At 40.4% G+C, this 13,010-nt stretch carries 11 protein-coding genes; 9 read left to right on the top strand and 2 right to left on the bottom strand.

Annotated features, from left to right (window positions below; translation table 11 throughout):
- The first annotated feature begins 115 nt into the window (after positions 1-115).
- Positions 116-1,444 carry an erythromycin esterase family protein gene (locus ACXYMT_RS15070; protein ID WP_459059909.1) on the top strand — a complete coding sequence of 443 codons (1,329 nt, stop codon included), beginning with the start codon at positions 116-118 and terminating at the stop codon, positions 1,442-1,444.
- Between the two features lie 166 nt (positions 1,445-1,610).
- Here the strand turns inward: ACXYMT_RS15070 and ACXYMT_RS15065 are convergent, their stop codons facing one another.
- Together ACXYMT_RS15065 and gldJ are read right to left on the bottom strand one after the other, a co-directional pair.
- Positions 1,611-2,891 (bottom strand): UDP-N-acetylmuramoyl-tripeptide--D-alanyl-D-alanine ligase, encoded by a 1,281-nt coding sequence (locus tag ACXYMT_RS15065; protein ID WP_459059908.1) that lies wholly within the window; start codon positions 2,889-2,891, stop codon positions 1,611-1,613.
- 64 nt (positions 2,892-2,955) lie between these two features.
- Entirely contained in the window at positions 2,956-4,617 is a 1,662-nt protein-coding gene (gene gldJ, locus ACXYMT_RS15060; protein WP_459059907.1) for a gliding motility lipoprotein GldJ, read from the bottom strand.
- A gap of 435 nt (positions 4,618-5,052) precedes the next feature.
- On the opposite strand from gldJ, the gene porV reads away from it, so the two are divergent.
- The 8 genes from porV to ACXYMT_RS15020 all read left to right on the top strand — a co-directional run bounded on the left by porV (position 5,053) and on the right by ACXYMT_RS15020 (position 13,009).
- Complete coding sequence (porV, locus tag ACXYMT_RS15055; protein ID WP_459059906.1) at positions 5,053-6,210, top strand: type IX secretion system outer membrane channel protein PorV; 1,158 nt, start codon at positions 5,053-5,055, stop codon at positions 6,208-6,210.
- Positions 6,211-6,321: 111 nt separating this feature from the next.
- A complete protein-coding gene (cdd, locus tag ACXYMT_RS15050) occupies positions 6,322-6,804 on the top strand; it encodes a cytidine deaminase (protein WP_459059905.1) in 483 nt (160 codons plus the stop codon).
- 108 nt (positions 6,805-6,912) lie between these two features.
- Complete coding sequence (gene pdhA / locus ACXYMT_RS15045) at positions 6,913-7,911, top strand: pyruvate dehydrogenase (acetyl-transferring) E1 component subunit alpha (protein WP_459059904.1); 999 nt, start codon at positions 6,913-6,915, stop codon at positions 7,909-7,911.
- Positions 7,912-7,917: 6 nt separating this feature from the next.
- A complete protein-coding gene (locus tag ACXYMT_RS15040) occupies positions 7,918-9,579 on the top strand; it encodes a pyruvate dehydrogenase complex dihydrolipoamide acetyltransferase (protein WP_459059903.1) in 1,662 nt (553 codons plus the stop codon).
- Between the two features lie 62 nt (positions 9,580-9,641).
- Positions 9,642-10,637, top strand: a complete 996-nt coding sequence (locus ACXYMT_RS15035) for a M28 family peptidase (protein ID WP_459059902.1) — start codon at positions 9,642-9,644, stop codon at positions 10,635-10,637.
- Positions 10,634-11,314 carry an SDR family NAD(P)-dependent oxidoreductase gene (locus tag ACXYMT_RS15030; protein WP_459059901.1) on the top strand — a complete coding sequence of 227 codons (681 nt, stop codon included), beginning with the start codon at positions 10,634-10,636 and terminating at the stop codon, positions 11,312-11,314. Before ACXYMT_RS15035 ends, ACXYMT_RS15030 begins: the two co-directional genes overlap by 4 nt.
- 5 nt (positions 11,315-11,319) lie before the next feature.
- Positions 11,320-11,925, top strand: coding sequence for a SprT-like domain-containing protein (locus tag ACXYMT_RS15025; RefSeq protein ID WP_459059900.1), 606 nt, complete (start codon positions 11,320-11,322; stop codon positions 11,923-11,925).
- Position 11,926: 1 nt separating this feature from the next.
- Positions 11,927-13,009 (top strand): mannose-1-phosphate guanylyltransferase, encoded by a 1,083-nt coding sequence (locus ACXYMT_RS15020; protein ID WP_459059899.1) that lies wholly within the window; start codon positions 11,927-11,929, stop codon positions 13,007-13,009.
- Position 13,010: the final 1 nt, after the last annotated feature.

Genomic DNA, 13,010 nt, shown 5'->3' with positions numbered 1-13,010 from the left:
CTATCTTACATTTATTTCCATAAGAAACAGCCGGTTCAACTGAAAGTGATTTCTTCCCTACACACCACTTTTGATAGCCGGGAGGTTGTACAACATTTAAAGAAAGACTTATCTAGTGAAAAATAAAATATCAATATTCATATTTTTTTTAACCGTCCTTAGCTACTCTCAAAAAAAGCAAACTATTGAATGGATAAATAATAATTCTATTCTTATTGAAAACGCTAACCCAAATTCTGTCCTGATTGATTTTAAGCAAAATGCTCCCGTTAGTTTTAGAAATGCTAAAATTTATGGTTTTGGAGAAGCTTCTCACAATACAAAGGAATTTTTTGACCTTAAGTCAAAATTTTTTAAACACTTGGTCAATACTCAAGGTGTCAGAGTCTTTATAATGGAAGAATCGTATCAAGCTGAATCTGGAATTAATGAATGGATAGGTGGTGGAAAAGGAGACATTAATACCATAGCTGAAAATTTTAACATCGGATTCTGGCGTTCTAAAGAAGTAGTAGAATTATTACAGTGGATGAGAAATTTCAACTTAGATAAGTCAAAAGGAGATCAAATTCGCTTTTATGGAATGGATATTCAAAAAGGGAAAAACATTAGTAAAGAGATACGAACATTAATTAGTGAGAATAAAATTAATATTGGCGAATCGCTCTTGACTACTGTAGATAGTTGCTCAATCAAAACAATAAACTATAACAAACCTGACGATTGGTGGCAACTTCAGATTCCAAAATTGACTAAACTAAAACAGCAAATACTGACTTCAAAAAACGAAAGTGATGAGTATAAATCTTTAATAAGAAGTTTAGATTATTTAATTGGTTATATTGAATACGCCTCGTACGTTACAGATGAATATCCGAAAAGCACGGAATTTAGAGATTTAAAAATGTTTGATAACGTAAGGTGGATTGTGGAAAATCTTTCGCCAAACAAAAAAGCTTTTATTTGGGCTCATAATGAGCACATTAACAAAAAAGAAATGTACTACGCTGGGAGTGATATAATCAATTTAGGTCGTCACTTAAAAGACCACTACTCAGAAGATTATTATAGCGTAGGTTTTGACTTTGCGACAGGAAAGATTAATGGTTATGTATCAGACCAGAAAAAAGGTAATCACTGGAAAACTTACCACATAAAGAAGCCTTTTAGAAGAACTTACGCCAGAACATTAAATGCGGCTAATAAGGAAATTTACTTTATCGATTTAGATATTGCAATTGAAAATGAACCAACAGGATTCTTTAGTAAGAAAAACGAATACTTACTTATAGGTGGCGGCGGATATCAACCTAAACCGTTACATAAAATTAAGATTTCAAAAATATATTCGGAATCCTATGATGGTTTAATATTCGTAAAAAAAATATCGCCTCCGGATTATAAATATAAGCGAACTATAAAAACGGGGTACAGCAAGGAATAACGCACATTGATGAACACCTCTCAAAAATGGCATTTTTTAACTACCCTGTAAGATGGTATGCAACCTTTAATTTTTGATCATTGTTTCGTAACCTGCGGTAATACGATTTTTAAGATTTTTGAACCTTAAACCTTAAACCTTAAACCTTGAACCTTTAGTTCCGGAATTAAATTAATTCCATCACCCTTTCTAAAGCCATTCCGCGGGAACCTTTTATGAGAATAGTGCCGGAATTGAATTCTGAAGGCTGAAACCAGCTTCTAAAATCTTCAAAACTCTCGAATTTTTTTATCCTTTGAGAGGAAATGTTAGTTTGAAAGAAATTGGAGCCAATAGCATAGACCTTATCTACGTTTGAATTGTGATACTGTTCCAGTAAATGTTCATGTTCCCCGGCTGCTGAAGTTCCCAGCTCAAACATGTCTCCTAAAATGGCAATTTTAGGAGCTCCTTCCATACTTTTCAGGTTTTCTAATGCTGCAGCCATGCTCGAAGGATTGGCGTTGTAGGCATCCAGAATGATCCTTCTATTGTCCTTTAAAATGATCTGAGACCTGTTGTTCTTTGGGGAGTAATCTTTGAGAGCAGCTATAATATCATCTTCAGCGACTTTGAAATATTTTCCTACTGTATACGCGGCTGCCATGTTTGTGCTGTTGTAGTTTCCTGTCAATTGTCCGCAGATCTTTTTTCCTTCCACCTCGATTCCGGCATAGGAGTCTTCCCTGTAGTATGTCAGTTGAAGATCTGCTTCCGGAGAAGGGCCAAAACTGTAGGTGTGGTCATAACTTTTCTCCTGTGCCTGTAGTGGATCATCCTGGTTCAAAAAGAGCATTTTTTGATGTGCTTTCAAGTGGTCATAGAGCTCCTTTTTGCCTTTTATAACTCCTTCTACACCTCCAAAGCCTTCCAGGTGAGCTTTTCCAAAGTTTGTGATATAGCCATAATCAGGAGAAGCAATTTTGCAGAGGAGGTCTATCTCCTTTTGGTGATTGGCTCCCATTTCGACTATTCCTAATTCAGTTTCCTTGTTCATGGAAAGCAGGGTGAGAGGAACTCCAATATGGTTGTTTAAATTTCCAGTTGTTGCCACTGTTTTTAACTTCTTCGAGAGCACTGCGTTAAAGAGCTCTTTGGTGGTGGTCTTTCCATTACTGCCGGTAAGAGCAAGGATAGGAACTTCTAAATACTTTCTGTGGTATGCAGCCAGTTCCTGCAGTGCTTCAAGAACATTCTCTACCCGTATAAATTTATCATTGTTTTCGGGAAGATCTTCATCAATGACCGCATAGGTAGCGCCTTTCTTCAAGGCCTCCGAAGCAAATTCGTTGGCATTGAAGTTATCACCCTTAAGAGCAAAGAACATACTGCCGGGCATGATCTTCCTGGTGTCGGTACTAACGCCGGAAGTCTGTAGAAATAACTGGTGGAGTTGTGGTATTTTCATAAAAATAAAGCTATAAAAAAAGCCCTAATCAAATTAGGGCTTCTCCTTATATATTTAAAGAAATTTAATTCTTTGCTGTTTTGTTTTTATTAAGAGATTTTGATCCCACTCTGGACATTGCATTTCTAAATCCAATATAGTCGGTCGCCATATCCTGAGGGAAGAATCTCCTCTGTGCAGGATCCAACCAGTATGCACGGTCTCTCCATGAACCACCTTTATAAACTCTTACATTGTCATCTACTAAAGTGGTGCGTCCTGTAGACTTGTCATATTCAAGATTTTGACCTCCAATGCTGTCTATAGTTGCTGTGTGAACTGGAGAATTGTACATTCTCTTGCTTGGATCTGCTTCCCCTTCTTCACCAAAAGAATCATAGTAACGGGTAGAAGTCCTGTCTCCATCTCTAAAATTTCTTTGATCACTTTCATTGAAGTTAGTTCGCAGATAAGTATCTTCAGGTGTAATGGGAACAGTCTTTATCTCCCCGGGAAGATTTCTTGCTACGATTCTTCCGTTACTCAAAGTATCATATTCGATCTCGTCTACTCCAAGAACCTTAACGGTTCCGTCTTCAGTAATAGCGTGTTTTGTATAAACGTTACCTCTATAGTAGTTGAAGTCGTTAAATTCATCATCGACGATGGGTCGGTAAACGTCAGCAACCCACTCGGCCACGTTTCCGGCCATGTCGTAAAGACCAAAATCATTTGGCTCATAAGATTTAACTTCGGCAGTAATATCGGCGCCGTCGTCACTCCATCCTGCAATTCCGCCGTAGTCGCCATCACCTTGCTTAAAGTTGGCCATTTGGTCACCTCTTCTTCTGGCATCACCACTTCTGGTGTATTGACTATCCCATGGATATTTTTTTCTTCCGCGGTAAACATTATAATTTCTGATTCCTACTAATGCAAGAGCTGCATATTCCCATTCTGCTTCGGTAGGAAGACGATATTCGGGTAGAAGAACTCCGTGCTTGCGTTGTACATAAAGGTTGGTACTATCCTTAGTCATAAACCTGTCGGCCTTTTTACCGCCGCGAGAAATACTGTCACTTCCGCCATAGACCTGGTTTGGGGCATTAAGATAGGTTTCAGTGCTAAATCCTTGTCCGGGTTCAGCAGCAAAACGGGCACCTTCAGCAGTAAATCCTTCTTTTTCCAAACGTAGTTCATTCACTCTGTCTGTTCTCCATTTACTGAATTCCACTGCCTGTATCCAGCTAACACCAACTACCGGGTAGTTCGCATATGCCGGGTGGCGTAGATAGTTATTGGTCATCGTCTCGTTATAACCCAACCTGTTTCTCCAAACAAGAGTATCGGGTAAAGCTCCCTGGTAAATATTTCTATACCTTTCTTCGCTTGGGGGGTATACGCGCTTTAGATAATCGAGGTATTCCAAATACATTAGATTGGTGACCTCGGTCTCGTCCATGTAGAAAGACTGGACGTGTTGCTGGGTAGGTGTATTATTCCAGTCATGCATTACATCATCCTGAACCCGTCCCATAGTAAAGGTTCCTCCTTCCACGAAAACTAATCCCGGTCCTGCTTCCTGCTCATCGTAGTCGGCATTATAATTAAAACCACCTTCCTTGGAATTGATATCCCAGCCAGTGGCGCGGGAGTTATCTTTGTAATCCCTTGAGTTGTTACAGCTAAAAAGGCCGGCACTTAAAACGACGGCAAAAAGAGCTTTTACAGCAACCTTATTTCTCATATTCACAATATCTTTTATAGCAATTATGGCTTTGCAATATAGTAATTAACGCAAAACTACCAAGATTATTTCAACTGAAACAAAATCTTGTAGTCTCCTGTAAATCTTTACGATAACGCTGCCCGGGAGGAATTATTTTATTGCCGAAAATTTAGCTTTGTTAAAATCTTCCAGAACGTTACGGAGCAAAAGTAGTGGTTTTTCAGCAACAAATTTGATTAATTTCAACTGTCTGTGGCTCAGACCTTCGAAAATTGGAGGATTAGAAAAAACCTAAAAAAAATATAAAGTTTAGTGGAATTGTAGGAAAGATGATCTTAAGATATAAGCTTCTGTTAAATTGAACGTTATGTTAAGATAAAAAGGAGAAATTCAGGTATTGTACTACATTTTAATGCATTTCGGGTATATTTGTTAATTATTTATCGTGAACCTATGAAAAATTTATCACTCTTCACCTTTGCGGTGATTTTAGTATTTAGTGGAAAATCTTTTGCTCAGGAAGACCGTGACCGGGTAATAACAACGGCTGCTTCTACTTTAATGATCGCCGCCGATGCGCGTGCTGCCGGTTTAGGAGATCAAGGGGTCGCAACGTCTGCCGATGCATATTCACAGCAATGGAATCCTGCTAAGTACGTTTTTGTGGAGAGTCAGCAGGGATTTGGTGTTAACTATACCCCATATCTAAGTGAACTGGTTAATGACATTTTTCTTGGTAACCTTACCTATTATAACCGCATAAGTGAAAGAAGTGCTTTTGGTGCCAGTTTAAAATATTTTAGCATGGGTAATATTGAGGCGAGAGATTACCCGGATGAAGTTGCTCGAATTCTTAGTCCAAATGAATTCACGCTGGATCTTTCCTATGCATTAAAATTGAGTGACCATTTTTCAATGGCTGTAGCAGGAAGATTTCTGAGATCTGATCTTAAGATCGCAGAACTGGATCCAGATGCAACAGCTGCCAGTACTTTTGGAGTTGATATTGCTGCCTTCTATCAAAGTGACCGGATAGATTTTACTCAGTTTGACGGCCGCTGGAGAGCCGGCCTGAATATTTCCAACATAGGTCCTAAGATCAAATATGATGCGGGTGGACAGGAAAACTTCATACCTACTAATTTAAAGCTGGGAACCGGGTTTGATTTTATACTTGATAACCAGAACAGGATCGGGACATACCTGGAGTTCAATAAACTTCTAGTTCCAACACCAAAGGATTTCGACGGGGATGGAGATATAGATGCTGAAGATATTCAGGAATACAACTCCATTGGAGCTATTGAAGGTATATTCACCTCGTTTGGTGATGCGCCCGATGGGTTTAGTGAAGAACTTAAGGAAGTGACCTATGCTCTTGGAGCCGAATATGTCTACGATGAAGTGTTTTCTTTTAGGACCGGGTATTTCCACGAGAGCCCCGAAAAAGGATCGCGGGATTTCATCTCTTTTGGAGCCGGTTTCCGTCACACGGTTGTGGATATTGATCTGTCTTACCTGTTCTCAACTTCAGATGTTGTTAGTCCGCTTGAAGGAACTCTTCGCTTTGGACTTACTTTTAACTTTGGAAGACAATACTATCAGTATTAATAGGAACAACAAATTTCAATGATTATTATTTAAATTTGCATCTGCAAACCAGATGTTTTTGACTCCCGGACTTTTTAGTTTCGGGAGCTTTTATCTAGAGAAATACCATACATGAAAAAAATAACTATAAGTGCCGATCTTGAGGTTTACAATGATGAAACTGAATTGCCTCAGGAGGTACAGGGGTTGATGACCCAGGCAGTGGACGCCAGGGAAAAATCTTACTCCCCTTATTCCCAGTTCAAAGTTGGGGCGGCTATTCTCCTTGAGAATGGGGAGGTGGTCACCGGGAGTAATCAGGAAAATGCGTCCTATCCCGCCGGACTTTGTGCAGAAAGAACAGCAATATTTTATGCGGGTGCCAAATATCCCGAAAGTAAGATTCTCAAAATGGCATTAACAGCGCGATCTGAGAATCATAAAGTGGAAGTGCCTACGCCTCCCTGTGGTTCATGCAGGCAGGCAATTGCCGAATATGAAGTAAAACAGGATCAGCCTATTGAGATCTTTTTTATGGGTGAAAAAGGAAAGGTGGTAAAGGCGAATTCTATATCAGATCTATTGCCTCTTATTTTCGATAATAGCTATCTATAACGTTTTCGCGCTTTTTCAAAGAGAAACTGTTTTTTGTTCATTTTGAAAATAGTATTTTTGTGTTTCGCTTGGCGCAAGCATCGCTTAGCCTTAAAAATAAGTAGTTAAATGAAGAAAATTACAAAAGCCACTTACCTTAAGTGGTACGAGGACATGCTGTTTTGGCGGAAGTTTGAGGATAAACTTGCCCAGGTTTACATTCAGCAGAAAGTGCGAGGTTTTTTACACCTGTACAACGGTCAGGAAGCTATTCTTGCCGGTGCTTTGCATGTGATGGACCTTTCAAAGGATAAAATGATCACAGCCTATAGAAATCACGTCCAGCCAATAGGGATGGGTGTTGATCCAAGAAAAGTAATGGCTGAATTGTATGGAAAGAAAACCGGTACTTCCCAGGGAATGGGCGGTTCCATGCATATTTTTTCTAAAGAACACAGGTTCTATGGTGGTCACGGGATCGTAGGAGGACAAATTCCTCTTGGTGCCGGTCTTGCCTTTGCAGATAAGTATTTTAAAAGAGATGCAGTGACCCTTACTTTCCTTGGAGATGGTGCAGCAAGACAGGGATCACTTCACGAGACCTTTACTATGGCTGTTAAATGGAATCTGCCTGTGGTTTTTTGTGTCGAGAATAATGGGTACGCAATGGGAACATCTGTGGCTCGTACTTCAAAAAGCACCGAGATCTGGAAGCTTGGTTTGGGCTATGATATGCCATGTGGTCCTGTAGATGCAATGAATCCTGAAAAAGTAGCCGAAGCTCTTGACGAAGCGATCAAGAGAGCCCGTAAAGGAGAAGGACCAACCTTCCTTGAATTGAAAACGTACCGTTACCGCGGTCACTCCATGAGTGATGCCCAGCAGTATCGTACAAAAGAAGAGGTGGCCGAATATCAAAAGATCGATCCTATTACCCAGGTAAAGGATATCATCAAAGAGAAAAAATACGCTACAGATAAAGAAATTAAGGAAATCGACAAAAGAGTGAAAGATCTTGTTAGTGAATGTGAAAAATTTGCTGAAGAATCTGATTTCCCAGAGATCCAGACCTTGTATGATGTAGTGTATGAACAAGAGGATTATCCGTTTTTACCCCATAAATTATAATAAATTATGGCAGAAGTAATTAAAATGCCACGTCTTAGTGACACCATGGAAGAAGGTGTTGTTGCAAAGTGGCTTAAGCAGAAAGGTGACAAAATAGAAGAAGGAGATATACTTGCCGAGATCGAAACAGACAAGGCAACTATGGAATTCGAATCTTTCTATGAAGGTACTTTGCTGCATATTGGAATAGAGGAAGGCGAAACTGCACCTGTTGACGCTCTACTTGCGATTGTTGGAGAAGAAGGGGAGGATATTTCCTCACTTTTGGATGGTGCCGGTGATACAAAGGATTCTTCAGATAAAGCTGCTTCGGAAAAAGAGGAGTCTTCAAAGTCTGAAGAAACTTCTGAAGAAGAGAGTTCTTCTGAAGGAGGAGATATCCCTGAAGATGTGGAGGTAGTTAGAATGCCACGCCTTAGTGATACTATGGAAGAGGGAACTGTTGCTTCCTGGATCAAAAAAGAAGGAGATGAGGTCGAAGAAGGAGATATACTTGCTGAGATCGAGACTGACAAGGCAACCATGGAATTTGAATCTTTCTATTCAGGTACTTTGTTGCACATAGGAATTCAGGAAGGAGAAACAGCACCTGTAGATGCAGTTCTTGCCATCATAGGACCTAAAGGAACCGACGTTTCTGCTATTGTAAAAGGAGGAGGGGCTTCAAAACCTGCTGCTTCTAAACAGTCTGAAGAGAAGAAGAAAGAAAAAGCTGAAGAGTCTTCAAAGACTTCCCAGGCTGCATCAACTTCAACTTCAGATGGAGGAAGGATCTTTGCTTCCCCGCTTGCGAAGAAGATGGCAGATGATCTTGGAATTGATCTCAATGATGTGAAAGGTTCCGGAGAGAATAATCGTATTGTCAAGAAAGATATCGAGAATTACAAGCCTTCAGCAAAAACTTCAGAAGCTAAACCTGCCGCTGGAGCTCAGCCTGAACAACAAGCACAGCCCTCACCTGTGCAGGTATACACGCCTGCAGGGGAGGAGAGTTTTGAGGAGATCAAGAATTCTCAAATGCGTAAAACCATTGCTAAGAGACTTGGAGAATCCAAATACAGTGCACCTCACTACTACCTTACTGTAGAAGTTGATATGGCCAATGCCATGGCAAACCGGAAGCAGATCAATGAGATCCCCGATGTGAAGGTGTCATTCAATGATCTGGTGATCAAAGCTTCGGCAATGGCGCTAAGAAAGCATCCAAAGGTGAACTCACAATGGACAGGTGATACTACTAAAATTGCAAAACACATTCACATGGGAGTTGCAGTAGCAGTGGAAGAAGGTCTTGTGGTACCTGTTCTAAAGTTCGCAGATCAAATGTCGCTGACTCAAATTGGCGGAAATGTGAAGGAACTTGCCGGCAAAGCCCGAAACAAAAAACTTCAGCCACAGGAAATGGAAGGCAGTACCTTTACTGTTTCAAACCTCGGTATGTTTGGGATCACTGAATTCACGAGTATCATTAATCAGCCAAACTCTGCAATACTTTCTGTAGGAGCTATTGTTGAAAAACCTGTGGTGAGAAATGGGCAGATCGTAGTGGGTAATACTATGAAGCTTACGCTTGCCTGTGACCATAGAACAGTGGATGGAGCAACAGGAGCACAATTCCTGGAAACGCTTAAAACATATATAGAAAATCCGGTTACGATGCTGGCATAAAAGCATCCGGACTTATATTATAAGAATCCCGCTTTTAGCGGGATTTTTTTATCTTTAGCCACATGAGAAAATATTCCATTACAGGTGTTGCTGCACTCGGTCTTTTACTCTTAATGAGTTGCGGGCAATCAAGAGAAGCGGCTGAAGAAGTAGCTGCAGAACCCATAAAAGAAGAGATTGTCAAAAATGTCATTTTAGAGGATGAAGTTGCAGCGACTTTAGAATACCTTTCTTCAGATGAACTTCAGGGAAGAGCTACCGGAACAAACGGAATTGAATTGGCTGCACTGTACATTGAGCAGCAGTTCAAAACACATGATCTAAAACCCTTTTTTGAGACCTATAGAGATTCTTTTGAGGTAAAGGGTGTAACAGGCTATAACCTCATTGGAAAAGTTGAGGGTACAGACCCCCATCTTAAGAACCAATACATCATTGTTGGTGCTCATTACGATCATGTAGGCCGGGCGAGGGCAGTAGAAGGTGATAGCCTCGCAAATGGAGCAAACGATAATGCTTCGGGAACTACAGCTGTTTTGGAACTGGCAAAATTCTTTGCGGAAAATCCTCCAAAAAGGAGTATGCTTTTTACTCTTTTTTCAGCAGAAGAAATGGGACTTGTTGGTGCAAAGGAGTTGGCAAAAAGGTTAAAGGCTGAAAACCTTGATCTCTATACCATGTTCAATATTGAAATGATAGGTGTTCCTATGGAGGAGCGGGATTACCAGGCATACATTACAGGGTACGAAATTTCTAACCTGGCTGAAAAATTCAATGAGTATTCCGGAGAGGAGATCCTTGGCTTCCTTCCTCAGGCGAAAGAATACAGTTTGTTCCAAAGAAGCGATAATTATCCTTTTTATCAGGAGTTTAAGGTGCCGGCACAAACGATCTCCACCTTTGATTTTAGTAATTATCCATATTATCACCACGTAGATGATGAATTTGGGTTAATGGATGTAGATCACATGACAAACCTTATTCAAGCCATCATTCCCGGGCTTTCATCTATGGCCAATACTCCTCAAAAGGAAATAAAGCTGAAAGAGAATTTATGAAAAAAGTAGTGATCACAGGAACGAGTCGGGGGATAGGCCTTGAGCTCGTAAAGATATTTGCCGATGCAGGACACAAGGTCCTGGCACTTTCCAGAAATGAAAAGCCGGTAAAAAATCTGGAACTGGAGCAGGTGGAGACCTATAGCTTTGACATTACCAATGAAGGTCATTTAGAAGAAATTTCTAATCATATACGAGAGAATTGGAAAGATGTTGACATTCTTATTCATAATGCAGGAGCTATAATCAATAAACCCTTTGAAGAAATTTCTTCTGAGGAGTTCGAACGGGTCTATAAGATAAATGTCTTTGGAGTTGCTGCGCTTACCCGGAAATTACTTCCGTTCATGAATAAGGACGGGCATGTAGTGACGGTAAGCAGTATGGGTGGAGTGCAGGGCAGCATGAAATTCCCAGGACTTTCTGCCTACAGCTCAAGTAAAGGTGCCGTAATTACCTTGACAGAACTACTGGCTGAAGAATATAAAGAAACCGGGCCTGCATTTAATGTATTGGCCTTAGGTGCTGTGCAGACAGAAATGCTGGAAGAGGCGTTTCCGGGATATAATGCTCCCCTGCAACCCCAAGAAATGGCTAATTATATAGCCGATTTTTCCCTTACCGGAAACAAATTTTACAATGGAAAATTACTGCAGGTTTCCAGCAGTACTCCCTAGACTTTATGAAGCACATTCTTGAGAAATATATTCCTACTCATGCAGTTGAGCCTGTTTTTGGTTTGATTCAGGCAAACGATATTCACCTCAAGATCGTGAACGAGAGAAAGACCAGGCATGGAGATTACAGGAATCTTCCGGGAGGAGTACATCAAATAACGGTTAATGCGAATCTCAACAAATATCGCTTTCTAATAACGTTGGTTCACGAGATCGCACATTTGTTGGCTTTTGAAAACTTTGGAAGGCACATCAAGCCGCATGGAGCAGAGTGGAAGAAGACTTTTCAAAAGTTAATGCTTCCATTTATACGACCGGAGATCTTTCCGGCGCAGTTACTTCCCTTAATAGCCCGGCACTTTAAAAATCCCAAAGCTAGCAGTGATACAGATGCCTATCTTGCTGTAGCATTAAAGCAGTTCGACGAAGAGAACGATAAAAATTACATTTTTGAGATCCCGCATGGAGGGATCTTTAGAATTTACAATGGTAAAGTCTTTAAAAAAGGGGAACGTCGAATCAAACGATATGAATGTGTGGAGGTGAAGACAGGAAGAGTATATTTATTCCAGCCCAATGCAGAGGTTGAATTATTAAAAGCAGCTAATTAATATGAACCAGGATAATTTTGCAGTTCTAATGGCAGGTGGTGTAGGCTCCAGGTTTTGGCCGGTGAGCACTGCTGCAAAACCTAAGCAGTTTCGTGATCTTTTAGGTAGAGGTGAGACTTTAATTCAAACCACCTTTAAAAGATTGACGGCGCTTGTTCCTCCACAGAATATCTTTGTTCTTACTAATGAAAACTATGATGGGCTCGTTAGGGAGCAATTACCCAATTTAAATGAAGAACAGATTGTTCTTGAACCGGTGATGAGAAATACTGCGCCTGCAGTTTTACTTGCTGCTTTAAAGATCAAAAAGAAAAACAAAAAGGGGGTAATGATCATGGCGCCCAGTGATCATTGGATAGAAGATGAAAAAGCTTTCTTCAATGATATTAAGGCCGCCTTTGAAGCCGCCCGAAATGAAGATAAGATCATAACCCTTGGCATTAAGCCTACTTTTCCAAATACGGGTTACGGCTATATTAAGTTTGACTCAAAGGCTACAGAAAGAGTGAAGCCTGTGGAAACCTTTACGGAGAAACCAACGTATCCAGTAGCAAAGAGTTTTCTAGAAAGCGGGAACTACTTATGGAATTCAGGAATCTTCGTATGGAATGTAGATTACATTGTGCGGTCATTTCAGAAGAATCTTGAATTGATGTTTCAGCTTTTTTCGAAAGGGGAAGCAGGATTCAATACTTCCGCAGAAAAGGAATTCATAAAGGAGAACTATCCGGCAGCCGAAAATCTTTCTATTGACTACGGAATTCTTGAAAAGGAACAGGGCACTGTCTATGTCATTCCTGCTTCTTTTGACTGGAATGATCTGGGAACCTGGGGTTCATTATATAATGAAAGCGAGAAGGATGAAGAGGAAAACGTTGCTTTAAATGCACGTCTTTTTGCGGAGAATGCTACGGGTAATCTTGTAACTTCAGATAAGAACAGGGTAGTGGTTATTGAAGGGATCCGGGACCACGTAATTGTCGATGAGAATGAGATCCTGCTTATAGTTCCCAGGGCCAAGGAGCAGGATATAAAAGGAATTAGAGAAAGAGTGCAGAAGAAATTCGGTGAAAATTTAGGTTAGT

The sequence above is a fragment of the Salinimicrobium sp. CAU 1759 genome, from assembly GCF_054482715.1.
Note: the sequence above shows the minus strand (reverse complement) of the source record. Positions and strands in the feature narration are given on the sequence as shown.

Bases quoted from the DNA above. Each gene is read 5' to 3' on its own strand.
- ACXYMT_RS15030 (WP_459059901.1), top strand. From the start codon at position 10,634: ATGAAAAAAGTAGTGATCACAGGAACGAGTCGGGGGATAGGCCTTGAG.
- gldJ (WP_459059907.1), bottom strand. From the start codon at position 4,617: ATGAGAAATAAGGTTGCTGTAAAAGCTCTTTTTGCCGTCGTTTTAAGT.
- porV (WP_459059906.1), top strand. From the start codon at position 5,053: ATGAAAAATTTATCACTCTTCACCTTTGCGGTGATTTTAGTATTTAGT.
- ACXYMT_RS15020 (WP_459059899.1), top strand. From the start codon at position 11,927: ATGAACCAGGATAATTTTGCAGTTCTAATGGCAGGTGGTGTAGGCTCC.
- ACXYMT_RS15035 (WP_459059902.1), top strand. From the start codon at position 9,642: ATGAGAAAATATTCCATTACAGGTGTTGCTGCACTCGGTCTTTTACTC.
- ACXYMT_RS15025 (WP_459059900.1), top strand. From the start codon at position 11,320: ATGAAGCACATTCTTGAGAAATATATTCCTACTCATGCAGTTGAGCCT.
- cdd (WP_459059905.1), top strand. From the start codon at position 6,322: ATGAAAAAAATAACTATAAGTGCCGATCTTGAGGTTTACAATGATGAA.
- ACXYMT_RS15040 (WP_459059903.1), top strand. From the start codon at position 7,918: ATGGCAGAAGTAATTAAAATGCCACGTCTTAGTGACACCATGGAAGAA.
- pdhA (WP_459059904.1), top strand. From the start codon at position 6,913: ATGAAGAAAATTACAAAAGCCACTTACCTTAAGTGGTACGAGGACATG.
- ACXYMT_RS15065 (WP_459059908.1), bottom strand. From the start codon at position 2,891: ATGAAAATACCACAACTCCACCAGTTATTTCTACAGACTTCCGGCGTT.